The sequence below is a fragment of the Micromonospora sp. CNZ303 genome (assembly GCF_004345505.1).
The window spans coordinates 1-18642 of the sequence record NZ_SLVT01000024.1 but is presented as its reverse complement, the minus strand read 5'-3'; the positions used below and the strand labels follow the sequence as shown (position 1 = coordinate 18642).

Below are 18642 nucleotides of genomic sequence, written 5' to 3'. Positions count from 1 at the left end.
GGCGTCCGTACGGGCGGCGCCTCCCGGCGGCGGCGGGCCGAGCGAGGAGGCGTGTCGTGCCCCAGGCCCAGCCGGCTGCCGCGCGGGCGCCGCGCCTGATCGTGCTCAACGGGCCACCCGGCTGCGGCAAGTCGACGCTGGCCCGCAAGTACGTCGAGGACCACCCCCTCGCGCTCGACCTCGACATCGACCGGATCCGTGACCTCATCGGGCGGTGGCGTGATCATGCCGGTCCCGCCGGTCTCCTCGCCCGCGCCGTCACGCTGGCGGCCGCCCGGGCACACCTGGCCGGCCGCCACGACGTGATCGTCCCGCAGTTCCTCGGCCGTCCCGAGTTCATCGAGCAGGCCGAGCGCGTGGCGCACGACACCGGCGCCCGGTTCCACGAGATCGTCCTGCTCGACGGCAAGGAGAACGCGCTGTGGCGATTCGCCGAACGCAGCCGTACCTCCACGGATCCGGCGCATCTCGACGCCCAGCGCCTGCTCGACCGGCATGGCGGGACCGCTGAGCTGGCGGCGATGTACGACCGGCTGCTCGCCGTCGTCGCCGCCCGGCCCGGGACGAGCGTGGTACGCAGCGAGCACGGCAGGGAGGACGAGGCCTACCGCCAACTCCTCGCCTGCCTCAGCTAGCGCGGGGACCGGCCACGGTCCGGCCACCCCGCGCCGTCCGGCCGCCCGCGCGGGCGTGCGGAACAGGCGCGGACCGCCGCTCCGACGCGACGCCCGCCTGAGCCGCCGCAGGAGGAGCGTGTGCGGGTGGCGGTGCCGACGGCGGCCGGCTCCCGCCGCTCACGAGGCTGACGCGTCCCGGCGGCGGGGTGAGCGCCCCCGGCGCGCCCGCTGCGGTGGACCGGCCCCCTGCCCCGACGGTTCCGGGCGTTCGACGCGGGTGGGGTCGCCGCGGACGAGCTCGTCGTGGATGCGCCATCGGGCCGTGTCGGCGGCGCGCTCGGCGGTCTCGTCGTCGCGGGCGATCCGCTGTCGCAGCAACTGGATGGCGAGGCGCCGGTTGGCGCTGAACTGCCGTTCGGTGTCGACCACCACGACGATGCCCGACGGGCGGTGGGTCGCCCGCACCGCCGTGCTGGCCTTGTTCCGGTGCTGGCCGCCGGGGCCCCCGGTACGGCAGGCCACGATGTCGACGTCCGCCTCCGCGAACGCCGTGGTCGGGCTGTCGAGCTGGCACGGGCGGGCGACGACGTACCAGTTCTTCCGGCCGGTGCTCGCCCGGTAGGGGCTGGGGGCCTGCCAGCACAGGGTGCCGGTCCACGAGGCGGCGAACGCCTCGGCGTCGTCGCCGGAGATCCGGATCAGTGCCGACCGGTAGGTGTCGGGCCGTTCGCCGGGCACGGTCCGGACCCGGTGGGTCGTCAGGCCCCGCCGGGCGGCCTCGGTCTCCAGGCGGTGCAGCAGCCGGGCCAGCGCCCAGGCGCACTCCTGCGGGCCACGCCCGGCCGACACGAGCAGGTGCAGGCTCATGCCCGGCCCCGCTTGCGGCGCTCGTCGCGGCGGTCGGGCCGGCTGGTGGACCCGGCGTCGGGCGTCTTGTAGGTGACCAGGGGGACCGTGGTGGCCACGGGCGTGGCCAGGTCGTGGTCGACGAGATCCGTGATCACGCGTTCGATGCGCTTGTAGGCCGTGGGCGCCTCCTCGAAGAGCAGTTGGCGGTCGCCGCACACCACCAGCGACCCCACCGGGGTGCGCCGCAGTTCCTCGACGGTGTGCTTGGCCCGGCTGCGCCGCAGGGCGTCGGCGCGGGACATCTTGCGGCCCGCGCCGTGCGCCACCGAGTGGTTGGCGTCCGGGCCGGCGTGGGCGGCCACGAGGTAGGAGGCGGTGCCCCGGGTGCCGGCGACGAGCACGTCGCGGCCGTCGCCCGGCGCCGCGCCCTTGCGGTGCAGGTAGACCCCGTCGTGGACCTCCACCAGGTTGTGGCACTGGTCGACGACGGGCTCGGTGGGCTCGGCCCCCAGGGCGTGGGCGACCCGGGCGGCCAGCAGCCGCCGGTTGAGCGAGCCCCACCGTACGGCGTCGTCGTGCGCCGCCAGGTAGGCGGCGGGATCAGGGGCGGGGCCCGCGCCGTGGGCCTCGGTGTGCGCTCGCAGGATCCGCTCGCCCAGCCCCCGGGAACCGGTGTGGACGATGAGCACGAGGTCGCCCGCGTCGAGCCCGAGCCGGCCCGCGTGACCCGCCTCGAAGACCGTGTCGACGCGCGCCAGCTCGACGAAGTGGTTGCCGCGACCGACCGTCCCGAGCCCGTCGACGTGGCCGGCGGGGATGTCGCCCCCCACGACGGCCCAGGCGGGGTCGGCGGCGTCCCGCCCGGGGTCGAGGGGGCGGTCGAGGTCGGGGAACCGGGCGGCGAGCCGCTCCGGCACGGCCCGCTTGAGCCGGATGGGGAACACGGCGATGCCGCAGCCGATGTCGGAGCCCACCAGGAACGGGTACAGCACGGTCGACGCCATGGCGGCGCCGATGGGGGCACCCTTGCCCGGGTGCAGGTCCGGCATGGCGGCCACGTGGATCATGCCGGGGAGGGCGGCCACCTGCCGGCACTGCGTCAGGGCCTCGGACTCGATCCAGCTCGTGGGGGAGGCGAACACGGTGACGGTGGCGGGGGTGGGGTGCGGCAGGGACTGGTGCGGAGACAAGGACGCTCGCTTCTCGCTGAAACAGCATGGACGGACGGCACCACGACACCGGTCGGTGCCGCGCGCCTCGGCGATGGGGATGCTGCCCGTCAGAACGTCATGGACGACACTCTCGCGGAGCCGACCGGGTGCGGCAACCGACTTTCCGCCGCGCCGGCGACCTGTTCGACGCCCTGCCAGGGTTGCGCCCCCTAGCCATGGGTCGTCGCGACGGTGGGCGGCGGTCAGGGGGCGGGCAGGGCGCCGAGGCGGTGCAGCAGTTGCCGACCCAGCGGCAGGCGCTTGTCGGCGTCGCCGTCCGTCCGGACGTCCACGTTGAGCGCGAAGCAGTACAGCCGGTCGCCGCGCTCGACCCAGCCGACCCACCATCCCGTGCCCGGGTCGGTGGCGTCCGTCCACCCGGTCTTGCCGTGGAGGGCGTACCCTGCGGTGCGCTCCAGGCGCAGGATTTCCCGGACGGTGGCCTGGTGCCCCCGGTCGGCCGGCAGCTCGCCCTGGGCCAGCCGGGCCAGCCACCGCGCCTGCTCGTCGGCCGAGATCTCCAGCGGCCCGGCCAACCAGAACCGGTCCACGGCCGGCCCGACCTCGCTGTTGCCGTAGCCGAGCCGGTGCAGCCACTCCCGCTCCCGGTCCGGCCCGATGCGGCGGGCCAGTTCCTGGAACACCGGCACGTTGGAGACCCGGACCGCGTCGCGCAGCCCCATGTCCCGCTCCCAGGCGGCGACGCGCTGCGGCCGACCGCCGTAGGGGACCTTCTCCCGCTCGTCGCGCACCACGCCGGTCTCCAGCGCGATCAGGCTGTGCGCGATCTTGAACGTCGAGGCGGGAACGAACCGCCGCTCGGCCCGCTCCCGGTCGACCATGACGACGCGGCCGGCCGTCACGTCGTACATCACGAAGGTGCCTCGGAGGCCGGCCTGCCGGAACAGGGCCGCCAGGTCGTCGCGGATTTCGACCACCGGCGCGGTCGGCGTGGGGGACGGGCCCGTCGCGGCGGTGGCGGACGCGGCGCCGGCCGGCGGCGGCTGCGGACGCCCGCCGCCGGTGCAACCGGTCGCGCCGGCCAGCAGGAGCAGGGCGACGGCCGCGGCGCCCGCGACCCGCCGCCGGGGGCGGGCGCGGCCCAGGCCGACGACCTCGCCCGGCACCCCGACCGCTACGAGGCCCGGGCGGACCGCCGTCGGCGGCGCGGCCAGGCTTCGCGTCCGTGTCTCGAAGACCACCCGCCACCGCCTCCGTCCGTGCCGGCACCGACACCCCCAGTGAAGCACGTGTCAGGTAATACGACGCCGCTCGACCACCCGCGCCGCCGGTCGGCTCACAGCCTCGTCGGGGCGTCCGGCTCCGACACCCGCAGGTGCCGGTCCAGGTTCGCGACCAGTTTGTCCGCGCCGGCGGGAACGACGTCGTCGGCCCAGCTTCGCAGCGCCCGCAGGAACCCGGCCAGGTCCGCCCGGACGCCGTCGACGAGCCCCGTCAGATCCTCGACGTGGGTGTCCACCCAGGAACTGCCCTCCTCGTCCGCCCACACCCGGACCGTGCCGCCGGGGCGCCGCTCCACCCAGGGGTCGGGGTCGTGGCCGAGGTCCGGTGAGCGGCCGGCCGGGATCTCGTACCACTCGCGCCAGTCCTCCAGGCCACTGCAACAGCCCGGATCGACCCGCGCCCCCGTCACCGGGTCGGTGAGGCGCAGACCGCCGGGTACCACCAGGGAGCCGGGCTCCGGGCCGGCCGCCACCACCGGCAGCACGGCGGTCAGCGGATCGTCGTCCCCGGGCCACACCGTGCGGTCGTCGAGGTGGTTGTACGCCGCGATCCGGGCCACGGCGGCACCCACCTCGTCGGCGGTCAGCGCGTCGGAGAGAGCCAGCCACGGCCCGACGTCGGCCACCGGCCAGAGCGGGAAGTCGTCGACGCGACCCACCTCGAGCACCGGCTGGAGCCGTGGCACGCGGCGGCTGGAGGCGGACCGGGACCGGACGGCGCGCCCGCCGGGGGCACGGGGCCCGGTCACGGTGCGGACGCGCCGATCACGGCGGCCACGTCGGGCGGCAGCGGGTACGGGCGCTCCGGCGGCAGCAGCGCCCCGGCGGCGGTGTCGTCGCCGGCGTCGAGCGCCGCGCGCACCGCGTGGGCGGTCGGGGTCACGTCGGTGAGACCGACCAGCCACTCGTCGACGTACCGGCGCACCGCCTCGCCGGAGAGCCCCACCTGTAGGGACCGGTGCGGCAACGGGGCCAGGCGCAGCGACCGTTCCGGGTCCCACTGCACCCGCACCGGACTGGCCCGCAGCCATCGCGACCAGTCCTCCCGGTCCTGGTGGCGGTCGCGTTCGAAGCTGCTCAGGCACGAGTTGGCCAGCGCCCACTCGAAGCCGGCGCGGGTGATCTCGACGGCCAGCACCCGCTCCTGCCCGGGCTTCGTGCCCCAGCCGCAGCGGTACATCATCCAGCGGAACGACGGCTTGACCCAGGTCATCCGTTCCCGCTTGAACGGCGGCACGAAGCGGCCGGCGGCCAGCGCCGGGCGGGCGATCTCCGGCGGGTACGCCTGGTACACGGTCACGGTGTCGGCGGTGAAGCGGGCGCGAACCTGGTGGACGGGGACCTGCATGGCGCCGATCCTGGCCGATCGTCCGGGCCCGGTCCATCGGATTGTCCCGCCCGGGCCGGCGGCCCCGGTGGGGGATAGGCTGCCGGTCGTGGCAGGTCTTCTCAGGAGTGTGGCGGCCCGTATCGGCGGGGTGATCCCGTCGCCGCGCCGGCCCGGGCCGGGCCCGGCGCGGGTCGCCCGCCCCCGCCAGGTCGCGGCGTTGCAGCGTAGGCAGCTGGCGTACGCGCCGGAGCTCGACGGGCACGCCGATCCAGGCGAGATCGTCTGGACCTGGGTGCAGTACGAGGACGACCCGCGCCAGGGCAAGGACCGCCCGGTGCTGGTGGTGGGCCGGCACAGCCGGACGCTGTTCGGGCTGATGCTGTCCAGCCAGAGCGAGCGCGACGGGCAGCGGCACTGGCTGGCGCTCGGCCCGGGCGAGTGGGACCGGGACAACCGGCCGAGCTGGGTGCGGCTGGACCGGGTGCTGACCATGCGGGAGGACGGCATCCGCCGGGAGGGCGCGGTGTTGGACCGGGCACGTTTCGACCGGGTCGGCCGGGCCCTGCGCGCCGGCTACGGCTGGCGCTGACCCGTCAGGCCGGCTCGCGGCTCGGGCCGATCCCGGCGTCGCGGGTGTCCGGCGGCGGGTACGGCTGCTCGGCCAGCAGCCGGGCCAGGTGCGCGCTGTTGAGCGCCAACGCCTTGGTGGTGCGTCCCGTGGTGTCGGGCTTGGGCCGGGCGTCGATGTAGTCGACCTTGTGCAGCGCCTCGCCGACCCAGTAGGTGGCGCCCGCCGCGGGGCAGGTGAAGCCGACCTCGTTGAGGGCCTGCTGGATCTCGCCGATGGTGTGGTGCGCGCCGTCCTCGTTGCCGACGACCGCGACCCCGCCCACCTTGCCGTAGGTGAGCAGCCGGCCCTCGGCGTCGGTCTCGGAGAGCTCGGCGTCGAGCCGTTCGAGGACCATCTTGCACACGGCGGACGGCTGACCGAGCCAGATCGGCGTGGCGATGACGAGGATCTGCGCGGCCATCAGCTTGGACCGGACGACCGGCCAACCGTCGCCGTCGCCCTCGTCGGTGGAGACGCCGAAGCGCACGTCGTGGTCGACGACCCGGATCAGGTCGCCCGGCACGCCCTGGTCGGCGAGGGCGTCGAGCACCTCACGCCCGAGCACCTCGGCGCTCGACGGGGCGGGGGACCGCTTGAGGGTGCAGTTCAGGACCAGGGCCCGGATGCTCGCCACGGTGTTCCTCCCTCGGCCGGTGCGGCGCTGACCTGCCGGCATACCCGGCAACCGACGTGAGACACGTCGAAACGAGCCGTGTCCCGACCGGCGGTCCGCTGACGTGGGCCTGCGCGCTCAGCACTCCGCCAGGTGGGCGCTGTCGACGAGTTGCCGGGGCGGGCGGGCCACTCCGAGACTCTTGGCCCGGTACATGGCGGCGTCGGCCCGGTCGAGCGCCTCGGTGAGCTGAGCGGGCCCGGTGACGGGGGCGAGCCCGACGGAGGCGGTCACCCGGACGCTGAGCCCGCCCAGCGGGATCGGCGCGGCGAGGCTGTCGCAGAGCCGTCGGGTGGCGTGCTCGATCCACCGCCGGTCGATCGTGGGGCTGGCCAGCAGCCCGGCGAACTCGTCGCCGCCGAGCCGGGCGACCAGGTTGTCCCCGGCGAAGGCGGCGAGCCGTTGGGCGACGCTGACCAGCACCTGGTCGCCGGCGGCGTGGCCGTAGCGGTCGTTGATCTGCTTGAAGTCGTCGAGGTCGAGCACCACGGCGATCAGCGGCTGCCCGGCCGCGTCGGTGAGCAGCGTGGCGGCCAGGCGGTAGAACGCGCGGCGGTTGGGCAGGCCCGTCAGGGGGTCGTGGCTGGCGGCGTGCCGCTCGGCGGCGAGCTCGGCCTGGAGGTGCCTGATCTCGACCTCGGCCTGGATCGCGCGGCGCCGCAGCTGCCAGGAGGTGACGAGTGCCCCGGCGGCACAGATGCCGGACGCGATGGTCAACGGATCCGGCACGAGACCTCCCATCAGCACGTCGCCGCCGGCCCCCGCGCGCGGCGGTCCGCGCCCGCGTGTCGGGCCCCGTCCGTCCTGGTTGCAGCCCCAGGTCGGGTCACTCAGAGTGAACAGATGGGCACTGTCCACGTGCGTTATCATGCTCGTTGTCCGGTGCAGATGCAATAGCAGATGCACGTGCAGGAAGCCCTTCGTCGATATCGTGCCCCCTCATTCAGGCACCGCTGCCCGGCATCGCGGGGCTCGCGAGAGAAAGACGTCCATGCAGCAGCCTCCGAACGGCGTTCCCACCACCCAGTTGCCCCCGCTCGCCTGGCAGAAGAGCCGCCGGAGCAATCCCAGCGGCAACTGCGTCGAGCTGGCCGAACTGCCCGGCGGCGCCGGCATCGCCCTGCGCAACTCCCGGCACCCGGAGGGGCCGGCGTTGATCTACACGGTGGACGAGATCGCCGCCTTCGTGCTCGGCGCGCGCGACGGGGACTTCGACAACCTGATCGCCTGACCGCGTCCCGCCGACCGGGACGAATTGTCCGCACCGAGGAAGTTCACCTCACTCACGGTTCATGGCATGCTTACACGTCGGCCGCGCGAGGGCACCGGTCGGCACGAACCGGCATGTGGAGGTCGGCTGTGACGATGGGTCCCGCCGAGGGCGGTCCGGGGACCGGCCCGACCGTGCTGCGCATGCTGCTCGGCACCCAGCTGCGCCGGCTGCGCGAGTCCAGCGGGGTGACCCGGGAGGGCGCCGGCTGGGAGATCCGCGCCTCCGAGTCGAAGATCAGCCGGATGGAGCTGGGCCGGGTCGGCTTCAAGGAGCGCGACGTCGCAGACCTGCTCACCCTCTACGGCGTCACCGCGTCCGAGGAGCGGGAGGCGCTGCTCAAGCTGGCCCGCGACGCCAACAGCCCGGGCTGGTGGCACCGCTACGGCGACGTGCTGCCGAACTGGTTCCAGTCGTACCTCGGGCTGGAGGCAGCCGCCGCGCTCATCCGCAGCTACGAGGTCCAGTTCGTCCCCGGCCTGCTCCAGACGCGGGAGTACGCCCGGGCGGTGGTGCTGCTCGGACACGGCCGGGCCGCACCGGCCGAGATCGAGCGCCGGGTCGCACTGCGCATGCAGCGCCAGCGGTTGCTGCACCGCGAGAACCCGCCGCAGCTCTGGGCGGTGGTGGACGAGGCCGCGCTGCGCCGGCCGATCGGCGGCCCACGGGTGATGCGCGAGCAGGTGGCGGCGTTGATCGAGGCCACCAAGTCGCCGAACATCCGGCTCCAGGTCATCCCGTTCGCCGCCGGTGGGCACGCCGCAGCGGGTGGGGCCTTCACCATCCTGCGCTTCGGTGACCGGGAACTGCCCGACATCGTCTACATCGAACAGCTCACCAGCGCGCTCTACCTCGACAAACGCGACGACCTCGACTACTACGCGGTCGCGATGGAACGGCTCTGCGTGGAGGCCGAGCCGCCGGAGCGTACGCCGGAGATCCTCGGCGCGATCCTGGACGACCTCTACCCGGGGTGACCCCGGCGGGCCTCGCCCGGACGGCGGTGCGGCTACCATGGTCGCCGACCGGCGACAGTGGACGGACGCCCCCGGTCGCGGGTGGCGCAGAGTCGTGGAGGCTGCCTTGACCACCGATGCCCCGGGTACGACGACCGGCCCCGCGCACCCGAGCGACCGCATCGACACCTCGGTGGCCCACCCGGCGCGCCGGTACAACTACTGGCTCGGTGGCAAGGACAACTTCCAGGCCGACCGGGACTCCGGCGACATGGTGGCGGCGTCCTTCCCGACCATCCGCACCGCCGCGCTGGAGAACCGCCGGTTCCTCCAGCGGGCCGTGCGGCACCTCGCCCGGGAGGAGGGCATCCGCCAGTTCCTCGACATCGGCACCGGCATTCCGACCGCCGACAACACCCACGAGGTCGCGCAGGCGATCGCCCCCGAGTCGCGGGTGGTCTACGTCGACAACGACCCGATCGTGCTCGCGCACGCCCGGGCGCTGCTGACCAGCTCGCCCGAGGGCGCCACCGCCTACATCGACGCCGACCTGCGCGACCCGGAGCGGATCCTGCGCCACCCCGACCTGCTGCGCACCATCGACCTGTCCCGGCCGGTCGCCCTGATGCTGGTCGCGATCCTGCACTTCGTCGGCGACGACGACGACCCGTACGCCGTGGTCACGCGGCTGCTCGACGCGCTGCCGCCGGGCAGCTACCTGGCGGCCTCGCACGCCACCCACGACTACCTCCCCCCGCACGTGGCGCAGGAGGCGAAGGCGGCGGCCCGGGGCGGCAGCCCGCACGGCCTGATCAACCTGCGTACCCGGGACGAGTTCATCCGGTTCTTCGACGGGCTGGAGCTGTTGGAGCCCGGCGTCACGTCGGTCGCCGAGTGGCGTGCCGAGGACGCGCCGCAGCCCCGCCCGGCGGCGGCCGAGGTCAGCATGTACGGCGGGGTGGCCCGCAAGGGCTGACGCGCACCCGCGCGTCCGCCAGCCCGGACCACCACGGTCCGGGCCGGCGCAGCTGCTGTCCGGCATCACCCTCGACGTCGCCCTACGCCGCCGCGCGGAGTCGCACTCGACATCGCCCCCGCACTCGACATCGCCCCCGCACTCGACGTCGCCCCGCGCGCGGCGTCTCTGTTGGCCGGGTCGGCGTGGTCGGGCGGCGTGGTCGGGCCGCGTCGGTTTTCCTGTCGCGCGCGATCCCGAGCGGGATCGCCGCCTGTGGCGTTGACGAGGGCGGCCCACTCCGCCTAGTCTCTGTATCGATCCAGTCTGAATCGATACAGAGAGGTCGCGGTGAAGCCGACCCTGCAAGCCGTCGCGGACGCCGTCGGCGTGTCCCGCAGCACCGTCTCCAATGCCTACAGCCGACCCGACCAGCTCTCCGCCGGCCTGCGCCAGCGGATCCTGGACGCCGCCCGGCAGCTCGGCTACCCCGGCCCCAACCCCACCGCCCGGTCGCTGCGGCGCGGGTACGTGGGCGCCATCGGAGTGCTCTTCGAGTCACGGCTGTCGTACGCCTTCACCGATCCCTTCGCGGTCCGCTTCCTGGCCGGCGTCGCCGAGGCGGCCGAGCGGCACGGCACCAGCCTGCTGCTCGTGCCGCTGCCGGCCGACGAGCCCGCCGCGCGGCGGGCGGTGGAGAACGCCGCCGTCGACGGCTTCTGCGTCTACTGCGTCGGCGACGAGGGCTGGGTCGTCGACGTGCTCCGCGAGCGCGGCCTGCCCGTCGTCACGACCGCCCCCCGCGACGACGCCGGCCCCGACGACCGCTACGTCGGCATCGACGAGCGGGCCGCCGCCCGGGCCGTCGCCGCCCACGTGGCGGGGCTCGGGCACCGGCGGGTCGCCCTGCTCGGCGACGCCGTGCGCCCCGGCGCGGCCCCTGGCGAACTGCGCCTCGCCGACGTGGCAGACGTCGCCCACCCGACGACCCGGGCGCGGCTGGCCGGGTTCGCCGACGCCTTCGCCGAGGTCGGCGTCTCCTGGTCCGAGCTGACCGTGCTCGCCGCCACCGACAACAGCCGGTCGGCGGGCGCCACGGCCGTCGCCGCCGTCCTCGCCGCCCCCGAACCGCCCACGGCGGTACTGGCCTGCGCGGACGTGCTCGCCCTCGGCGTCCTCGACGCGCTCGCCGAGGTCGGCCGGCCGCCCGTGTCGGTCACCGGCTTCGACGACATCGCCGAGGCCGCCACCGCCGGCCTCACCACCGTGCGGCAACCAGCCGAGGAGAAGGGGCGCATCGCCGCCCGACTCCTGCTCGACCCGCCCGCCGATCCGGCGGCCGGCCACGTCCTGCTACCCACCGCACTCGTCGTCCGGTCCTCCACCGGACCCGTCCCAGGGAGCTGACCATGGAACAGCCCACCGGCTTCGTCCTCGCCGTCGACGCGGTGACCCGGCACGTCAACTCCGCCCGGCCGGACGCCCCCGTCCGCCCGGAGCGGCCCCGCGCCGCGCGACTCGCCCCCACCCGGCTGGCCGCCGCCGCCGTCCTGCGTCGGCTCGCCGACCGCATCCAGCCGCCGCCGGTCGCCGCCACGCCGCGCTGCTCCTGACCTCGGCGCGGGCCGGTAGCCCGCTGCTCCTGACCGTCGGTTGCGGGCCGGTCGTCGCCGCCGAAGCGCGACGACCGGCCCGCGACCGGGCACCACGCTGGTGGCCGACCCCGCCGGCAGGGCAGACTGAACGGCTATGTCGCCGTTCTCGCCCACCCTGCGGTTGCACGACCGCTACGTCCTGCGCGAGCGCATCGGCCTCGGCGGGATGTCCGAGGTGTGGCGCGCCGACGACGAGGTGCTGCACCGGCCCGTCGCCGTCAAGGCCCTCACCCGGGAGTTCGCCACCGACCCGCAACTGCGGGCCACCATCCAGCGCGAGGCCCGCGCCGCCGCGCGGCTGACCCACCCGCACGTCACCCAGGTGTACGACTACGGCGAGGCGGCCCTGGACGGCGGCATCGTCGTGCCGTACCTGGTGATGGAGCTGGTGCAGGGGCGCAACCTCGCCGACCGGCTCGCCGACGGGCCGCTGCCCTGGCCGGAGGCGGTGCGGATGGCCGGCCAGATCGCCGCGGCGCTCGCCGCCGCCCACCGCATCGGCGTGGTGCACCGCGACGTCAAGCCCGGCAACGTGATGCTCACCGAGACCGGCGCCAAGGTGCTCGACTTCGGCATCGCCGCGCTCGCCGGGCCGCACCACCCGCGGGCGGGGCAGACCGGCGAACTGCTGATGGGCACGCCCGCGTACTTCGCCCCGGAGCGGATGCGGCCCGGGCCGCCGAACCCGGCCAGCGACGTCTACGCCCTCGGCGCGCTGCTCTACCGCACCCTCACCGGCCGGGCCCCCCTGCCCGTGCAGACCTGGGAGGACGCGCTGGAGGTGCACGCCGGGCACCCGCCGGTGCCGCCCCCGCGGGTCCCCGGGCTGCCGCCCGACATCGCCGAGCTGACCCTGGCCTGCCTGGCCACCGATCCGGCGCACCGGCCGGGCGCGGCCCAGCTCGCCACCCGCTTCGCTGCGGGGGCGCCGAATCACCCGCCCACGGCCGTCCTGCCGACCCCGTCCGCCGGCGCCTCGTCTGCGACGTCCCCTTCGTCGGCAGGCGCCGAACACCCGCCGACCCTGATCGACCGCTCACCGCCGTCCCCGCACCCCACCGGCCGCGCGGGGGTGCCGTACCCCGCCCCGCCGGGCGGGCGCCATCCCGTGGTCGCCCGCACCGGTCGTACCGCCCCGGCCGGCGGCGCGGGAGCCACGCGCAGGAGGCCCGTCACCGCGCTGGTCGCCGTCGGCGTGGCGCTGCTCGTCGGGCTCGTCGGGGCGCTCGTCATCGGCGACGGCGGAAGTCCGCCACCGGCGGCGGCCCCCGTCACCGGCACACCGGCCGGCAAGCCGACCTCGGCCAGGCCGACGCCGCCGCCCGTCAGGACCTCCGCCCCGCCGCCGGTGACCGCGCGGCCCGACCCGGTCGGCCTGCCGCAGTTCGTCGCCGAGTTCGCCGCGGTGCTCGCCTGGGCACAGGCCCGCGGCGAGATCGACCGCAAGACGGTCGAGGGGCTGCGGGACAAGCTCGCGGACCTGAGCCGGGGCAAGGAGAAGGACCGGGCCAAGCGGGTCGAGAAGCTGCGGGAGCGCCTCGCCGAGGCGGCCGAGGAGGGGCAGCTCCCGCCCGACACGGTGGCCCGACTCGACGCCCTGCTCGACCGGATCGACACGCCGTCGCCGGACGACGACGAGGACGACGACTGAGCCGGCTCAGCCGACCTCGACCGCGGACCCCTGTGCCACCCGGCCGCCCCGCACCACCTGCGCGTACGCGCCCACGCACGGCTGCGCGCCGAGCTGCGGCAGCGGCGCGACCCGGTTGAGGCGGGCCGGGACACGCAACGCCTCGGTCTGCCGGGGCAGCGACCCGTGCGCCAGGGTCGGCACCGCGCACCGCGGGGTCGGGGCGAGTACCCGCAGCACCAGCTCGGAGCCGACCCGCAGCTCGCGACCGACCCAGTCGTTCTCGGCGAAGCCGTCCACGCCGACGTCGAGCACGAGGTTGGGCCGGTAGCGGACCGCCTCGACGGTGCCGCCCGGAAGCTCGGCGGCCACCCGGGCCAGGGTGGCCGTCGTGACCAGGTGCACCGGGGCGAAGTCGAAGAAGGTGCCCGGCGCCGCCGCCCCGAGCGGGTTGGCGTCGACCGGCACCTCGGCGGCCATACCGGCCGCCAGCACCGCGTCCGGGTCGGCCCGGTCCAGGAGCGCCCCGGCGGGCGGCCGGTCGATCAGCGTCACCGGGACGCCGAGCACCCGGGACAGCACGTCGTCGACGCCGGGGTCCAACCTGGACAGGACCCGCCCGTCGGGCAGCGTGATCCGTACCTCATCGGGTGCGGCGCCGGACGCGCGGAGCGTGAGCAGGTCGCGCCAGAGCCGGGGATGCTTCGCGCTGGCCACCCGCCCGGTGTCCCGGTGCCGCAGGGCCAGCCGCCGGTCGCCCGCCACACCCGCCGGGCCGACGTCGGCGGCGGGCAGCCGCTCACCCAGCATCGACTTCACCGGGTAACGCCACAGCTGCGCCAGCCGGCCGGTCATCCTGCCGCCGCCCCGGCGCGGGGCGCCGTGACCCGGACCGGGGCCCCGCCGGCGGTCGTGGTGCGCGTCGTCACGGGGCCACCCTAGTGCGAACCCCCGCCGCTGTGGACCGTCCGCCTGATGCAAGGGTCGGCCCGTTGGCGGACTCCCAGGTTCGGTTCGTAGCGTGTGGGCCATGATTCGTACCGCGCACGCCCTGCTCGCCTCCGGCACCGCCCCCGAAAAGGCCGCGCCGCCCGAGGACGGGCTGGTCGGCTTCGTCATCGGCCTGGTCGAGCGGCTCGGCGGCCCCGGCGCGGGTCTGGCCGTGGCACTGGAGAACCTCTTCCCGCCGATCCCCAGCGAGGTGATCCTGCCGCTGGCCGGCTTCGTCGCCGGCCAGGGCCGGATGAGCGTGGTCAGCGCGATCTTCTGGACCACCCTCGGTTCCCTGCTCGGCGCCCTCGCCCTGTACTGGATCGGCGCCGCACTGGGCCGGGAGCGGATCCGGGCGATCGCGCAGCGGCTGCCGCTGATCAAGCTCAGCGACGTGGACCGCACCGAGGAGTGGTTCCTGCGGCACGGGGTAAAGGCCGTCTTCTTCGGCCGGATGATCCCGATCTTCCGGAGCCTGATCTCCATCCCGGCCGGCGTGGAGCGGATGCCGGTGCTGACCTTCGCGGTCTACACGACGCTCGGCAGCCTGATCTGGAACACCACCTTCGTGATGGCCGGCTACCTGCTCGGCGACAACTGGCACCTCGTCGAGGGGTACGCCGGCGTGCTGCAGAAGGTGGTCATCGTCGCCAGCGTGGCGGCCGCCGGCTGGTTCGTGGTATCCCGGATCATCCGCGCGCGGCGCGGCGCGCCGGCCGCCGACCCCGCCCCGCCCGTCGACCCCGCCCCGCTGCCCTACTCGCCGGACCCGACGGGGCGGGGCACGATCTACCGCAGCGCGTACTCGGACGGGCAGGCGCCCGACCGCGACCTGTCCCGCTGAGCCGGTGGCGCGGCCACGGCGGGCGCCACCACGCCCGCCGGGCCCGTCGTTTCGGCCCTCGGTTTCCGCGCCGCCGCCGAGGCGCTCCGCACAGTCGGCGCGGAACCCCGTCCCGACCCCGAACGGCCCCGGGATGCGGAAGCCCGCCCGCGTCCCCGGCCCTTCCTCGCCGTCGGAGGCACCGTCGCACCGGCTGCCTCCGGCCCGCTGCCACGGCTGCCTCCGGTCCGTTGCCACGGCTGCCTCCGGTCCGTTGCTATGGCTGCCTCCGGCCCGCTGCCGCGGTCGCCTCCGGCCCGTCGCACCGGTCGCTTCCGGCTCGTTGTGACGGTCGCCTCCGGCAGGCTGCCGCCGGCTTGACAGCTGGGCCGACGTCGATGTCTGGCCGGTGTCTTTATTGGACGAACGTGTCGGAGCGTCGTGTTACCGTCGCTCTCGGTCGGCGTCATGGGGCGAGCCCGGCGCGGTGCAGGGGGCTGTCGTGGAGTGGGATTTCGGCGTGCTCGGCGCGTTGCACGTGAGCCGGCGCGGGCGCGCGATACCGGTTACGGCCAACCGGCAACGGGCGTTGCTGGCCACGCTGCTGCTCAACCGGGGCGACACGGTGAGCGTCCCCGCGCTCGTCGACCGGGTCTGGGGCGACGAGGTGCCCGCCCACGCCAAGGCGTCCCTGCACTCGCTCGTCCGGCGGCTGCGGCGTGGCCTGGTCGTCGACGACCGCCTGAGCGGATTGATCGTCACCCGCGCCAACGGCTACCTTGTCGAGCTGCCACCCGACGCGATCGACCTGGGCCGGTTCGACGCCCTGCTGGCCGCGGCGAACCGGACCGCAGACCCGGGGGAGCGCGCCGTGCTGCTGCGCGAGGCCCTCGCGCTGTGGCGTGGTGAGCCGCTGGCCGATGTCGTGTCCGAGGTGCTGCACCGCGAGGACGTGCCGGCCCTGGCCGAGCGCAGGGAGCGCGCGACGGAGACGTACTTCGACGCCGAGCTCGCCCTGGGCCGCCATGCCGAGATCGTCACCGAGCTGCGGGGAGCGACCCGGCGCAGCCCGCTGCGGGAGCGGTTCTGGGGGCAACTGATGCTCGCCCTCTACCGCAGCGGCCGGCAGGCCGAGGCGCTCGACGCCTACCAGCGGTTGGCCATGGTCCTAGCCGAGGATCTGGGCCTGGACCCGGGGCCCGCGCTGCGGGACCTGCGCACCGGCATCCTCCGGTCGGAGCCGGAGCTGCGCTGGCAACCGCCCCCGTCCGTCGCCACGGTGACGCGACCCGCCCCCGCCCCCGCCCCCGCCGCTGCGTCAGCCCCCGCGCCCGCGCCGCCGGCCAATCCGATGTTCCAGCTGCCCGCCGATCCCGGCACGCTGCACGGCCGCGCCGAGGTGGTGGCGGCCGTCCGGGCAGCCATCGCGGCTGCGGCAGCCGCGGGGCGCCTGCCGCTGGTCTCCGTCTCGGGAGCGCCGGGCGTCGGCAAGACCGCCCTGGCCGTACACGTCGGTCACCGCCTCTGCGACCTCTTCCCCGACGGCCAGTGGTTCGTGCGGCTGCGTGGGCAGCAGGCGGATCCGGCCCGGGCGGCTGACGTCCTCGCCGAGCTGCTCACCAACGCCGGCGTACGGGGCTCCGCCCAACCGGCGACGACCGACGCCCGCGCTGCGGCGCTGCGGGCCGCGCTCGCCGAACGGCGGGTGCTGCTCGTCCTCGACGACGCCGCCTCGGCCGAGCAGGTCGTGCCACTGCTGCCCGGCACGGCGAGCTGCGCGGTGATCGTGACCAGCCGCAGCACGCTCGGCGGTCTCGTGGCCCTGCACGGCGGGCGGGCGGTCAGCCTCGACCCGCTCACCCCGGCCGATGCCGCGGACCTGCTGACCTCGGTGTTCCGGGAGCACGCGATCACCGTCCCGCCGGGCGTCGTGGACGAGCTGGCCGCGCTGTGCGGCCACCTTCCACTCGCGCTGCGGATCGCGGCGGCCAACCTGGCAACGGCGGGTCCGTCCGACGCGACCGACTACGTACGGCGGCTGCGTCACGGGGACCGGCTCGGCGGCCTGTCGGTGCCCGGCGACCCGGAGGTCGCGCTGCGTACCGCGATCGAGCCGTCCTACCGGCGGCTCGCCGAGGGGGAGCGGCGCACGCTGCGGCTGCTGGCGTCGGCGCCGGTCGACTGCTTCACCACGTCGGAGGTGGCGGCGCTGCTGGACGCGGGGTGGGCAGACGCCGACGCCCTCCTGCGCACGCTGGCCGCCGGGCACCTCGTGCGCCCCGGGCACTGCGGCTGGTACGTCACTCACGACCTGATCAGGCTCTACGCCGCAGAGCGTTCCCGCACCGAGGACAGCGACGAGCAGCGCGACGCCGCCCTCGCCCGGCTCTTCAATTCCTACCTGGCCACCGCCGACAGCATCGCCCGTCGTGCCTTCCCGCGGATGACCTTCCTACCCCGGCCCTCCACCCTGACCCGGGTCGCCGGCGCGCCGGACGAACCGGAGTCCCCGCAGTGGTTCCACACCGAGTACGGCAACCTGCTCGCCGCGATCCGCCACTCGGCGCAGCACGGCCCAGCCGGGCTCGCCTGGCAACTGGCCGACCGGATGCGCGGCCACCTTCAGGAGACGGGGGCGCACGGGGAGTGGCGCATGGTCGCCGAGCTGGGTCTGGACCAGGCACGGCGGGAGGGCGACGACCACGGCGTCGCCGCCATGGAGCTGAGCCTGGCCACGCTCAGCGCCAGCCGCGCCGACTACCCCGACGCCCGACGGCGCTTCGCCACCGCGCTGGTGCTCCAGCGCCAACTGGGCAACCGGGCCGGGCAGGCGTCCATCCTCAACAACCTCGGCGTCGTGCACCGGGAGGAAGGCAACCTCGCGGAGGCGAGCAGGTGCTACGCCGACGCCCTGCGCCTCTACGGGGAACTGGGCAACCGGCACGCCGAGTGGAGCTGCCTCGGCAACCTCGGTGTGGTCCAGCTCGAGCTCGACCAGGTCGTCGAGGCGCTCCACGCCCAGCACACGGCCCTGGCCGGGTTCACCGCCCTCGCCGGGGCCGAACAGCCGACCAACGACGTCGCCAACGCCCTGCACAACCTCGCCGTCGGGCTCCGCGCACTCGGTCGGCCCGCCCTGGCGGTGGTGCACCTGACCCGCGCCGTGGTGATCCGCCGGCAACTGCGGAACGTCTACGGAGTCGCCACGGACCTCGACCAGCTCGCCGCCGCCTACGTCGACCTCGGCTACCACGCCAAGGCCCTCCGCTTCGCCGACGAGTGCCTGAGCATCGCGCGCGCGATCGGCAGACGCCGGGTCGAGGCGGAGTCGTTGAGCACGCACGGGCTGATCGCGCTGGGCCTGCACGGCCCGGGGGCGGCCGTTCCGCTCCTGCACGACGCCCTGCGGCTCAGCCGGGAGATCGGCTACCGGCGCGGCGAGGTCTCCGCCCTCATCGGGCTCGTCTCGGCCCACCGGGCGGCCGGTCGGCTCGCCGAGGCGGCGCGTCACGCCTGCCTCGGCGAGCGCATCGCCCGCGACGCCCAGCACCACCTGCTGGCCCGGCAGGGCCGGGAGGCCCTCGGCGGTACCGAGGAGGAGGCGGAGCCGCTGCTGCGGGAGGCGTGCTGAGGCGGGTGGGCTCCGTTGATCTGCCCGTCATGGGGTGGCGCCGTCGCCCTCTGTGATGGTTGTGCGGTGGTTGCTGCGGTGCCTGGAGTGGGTTGTGGTGCCTGGCTGGTGCGGTGCGTCGTGGTGGGGGTGTGGCCCGCCGTGCCCGGCTCCGGGCGGTCAGGCTTGATCCCTGCGCCGGGCACGGCGGGCCACACC

At 75.3% G+C, this 18642-nt stretch carries 17 protein-coding genes and 1 pseudogene; 10 read left to right on the top strand and 8 right to left on the bottom strand.

All coding sequences use genetic code 11. The annotated features are described in order from the left end of the window. The first annotated feature begins 56 nt into the window (after nt 1-56). Entirely contained in the window at nt 57-635 is a 579-nt protein-coding gene (locus EV374_RS28445) for an AAA family ATPase (protein WP_132240234.1), read from the top strand. Between the two features lie 159 nt (nt 636-794). Here EV374_RS28445 and prfH read toward each other — a convergent pair whose 3' ends face one another. From prfH to EV374_RS28420, 5 genes and pseudogenes are all read right to left on the bottom strand, one after another. After that, nucleotides 795-1484 (bottom strand): peptide chain release factor H, encoded by a 690-nt coding sequence (gene prfH / locus EV374_RS28440; RefSeq protein WP_132240233.1) that lies wholly within the window; start codon nt 1482-1484, stop codon nt 795-797. After that, the gene (locus EV374_RS28435; RefSeq protein WP_132240232.1) at nt 1481-2656 is read right to left on the bottom strand and encodes an RNA ligase RtcB family protein; all 1176 of its coding nucleotides are present in this window, start codon (nt 2654-2656) and stop codon (nt 1481-1483) included. Before EV374_RS28435 ends, prfH begins: the two co-directional genes overlap by 4 nt. 224 nt (nt 2657-2880) lie before the next feature. Beyond that, nucleotides 2881-3585 (bottom strand): annotated as a pseudogene (gene blaOXA, locus EV374_RS28430) (class D beta-lactamase); the annotation flags it as partial. 389 nt (nt 3586-3974) lie between these two features. After that, entirely contained in the window at nt 3975-4607 is a 633-nt protein-coding gene (locus EV374_RS28425) for a hypothetical protein (RefSeq protein ID WP_132240231.1), read from the bottom strand. 59 nt (nt 4608-4666) lie between these two features. Then, nucleotides 4667-5269, bottom strand: coding sequence for a DUF4291 domain-containing protein (locus EV374_RS28420; RefSeq protein WP_132240230.1), 603 nt, complete (start codon nt 5267-5269; stop codon nt 4667-4669). A gap of 88 nt (nt 5270-5357) precedes the next feature. On the opposite strand from EV374_RS28420, the gene EV374_RS28415 reads away from it, so the two are divergent. Continuing rightward, the gene (locus EV374_RS28415) at nt 5358-5840 is read left to right on the top strand and encodes a type II toxin-antitoxin system PemK/MazF family toxin (protein WP_132240229.1); all 483 of its coding nucleotides are present in this window, start codon (nt 5358-5360) and stop codon (nt 5838-5840) included. A 4-nt stretch (nt 5841-5844) separates the two neighbouring features. On the opposite strand, the gene EV374_RS28410 is transcribed toward EV374_RS28415, so the two are convergent. Then, nucleotides 5845-6495, bottom strand: a complete 651-nt coding sequence (locus EV374_RS28410; RefSeq protein ID WP_132240228.1) for an NAD(P)H-dependent oxidoreductase — start codon at nt 6493-6495, stop codon at nt 5845-5847. Nucleotides 6496-6612: 117 nt separating this feature from the next. Continuing rightward, on the bottom strand, nt 6613-7263 hold the full coding sequence (locus tag EV374_RS28405) for a GGDEF domain-containing protein (protein WP_132240227.1): 651 nt from the start codon (nt 7261-7263) through the stop codon (nt 6613-6615). A gap of 262 nt (nt 7264-7525) precedes the next feature. Between EV374_RS28405 and EV374_RS28400 the strand changes: the two genes are divergently transcribed. The 6 genes from EV374_RS28400 to EV374_RS28375 all read left to right on the top strand — a co-directional run bounded on the left by EV374_RS28400 (nt 7526) and on the right by EV374_RS28375 (nt 13021). Further along, a complete protein-coding gene (locus tag EV374_RS28400) occupies nt 7526-7765 on the top strand; it encodes a DUF397 domain-containing protein (RefSeq protein ID WP_132240226.1) in 240 nt (79 codons plus the stop codon). Between the two features lie 134 nt (nt 7766-7899). Then, nucleotides 7900-8781: a Scr1 family TA system antitoxin-like transcriptional regulator gene (locus tag EV374_RS28395; protein ID WP_132240288.1), complete on the top strand. Its 882-nt coding sequence runs from the start codon at nt 7900-7902 to the stop codon at nt 8779-8781. Between the two features lie 106 nt (nt 8782-8887). Next, nucleotides 8888-9736, top strand: a complete 849-nt coding sequence (locus EV374_RS28390) for an SAM-dependent methyltransferase (RefSeq protein ID WP_132240225.1) — start codon at nt 8888-8890, stop codon at nt 9734-9736. 330 nt (nt 9737-10066) lie between these two features. Then, on the top strand, nt 10067-11122 hold the full coding sequence (locus EV374_RS28385) for a LacI family DNA-binding transcriptional regulator (protein ID WP_132240224.1): 1056 nt from the start codon (nt 10067-10069) through the stop codon (nt 11120-11122). A gap of 2 nt (nt 11123-11124) precedes the next feature. Beyond that, on the top strand, nt 11125-11328 hold the full coding sequence (locus EV374_RS28380) for a hypothetical protein (RefSeq protein ID WP_132240223.1): 204 nt from the start codon (nt 11125-11127) through the stop codon (nt 11326-11328). A 136-nt stretch (nt 11329-11464) separates the two neighbouring features. Then, nucleotides 11465-13021, top strand: a complete 1557-nt coding sequence (locus EV374_RS28375) for a protein kinase domain-containing protein (protein ID WP_132240222.1) — start codon at nt 11465-11467, stop codon at nt 13019-13021. Between the two features lie 6 nt (nt 13022-13027). On the opposite strand, the gene EV374_RS28370 is transcribed toward EV374_RS28375, so the two are convergent. Continuing rightward, the gene (locus EV374_RS28370; RefSeq protein WP_132240221.1) at nt 13028-13855 is read right to left on the bottom strand and encodes an MOSC domain-containing protein; all 828 of its coding nucleotides are present in this window, start codon (nt 13853-13855) and stop codon (nt 13028-13030) included. Nucleotides 13856-14030: 175 nt separating this feature from the next. Here EV374_RS28370 and EV374_RS28365 point away from each other — a divergent pair, with 175 nt between their 5' ends. Both EV374_RS28365 and EV374_RS28360 read left to right on the top strand, forming a co-directional pair. After that, on the top strand, nt 14031-14834 hold the full coding sequence (locus tag EV374_RS28365; protein WP_132240220.1) for a DedA family protein: 804 nt from the start codon (nt 14031-14033) through the stop codon (nt 14832-14834). 481 nt (nt 14835-15315) lie between these two features. Then, nucleotides 15316-18444 carry a BTAD domain-containing putative transcriptional regulator gene (locus tag EV374_RS28360; RefSeq protein ID WP_165947934.1) on the top strand — a complete coding sequence of 1043 codons (3129 nt, stop codon included), beginning with the start codon at nt 15316-15318 and terminating at the stop codon, nt 18442-18444. The last annotated feature ends 198 nt before the right edge of the window (nt 18445-18642 follow it).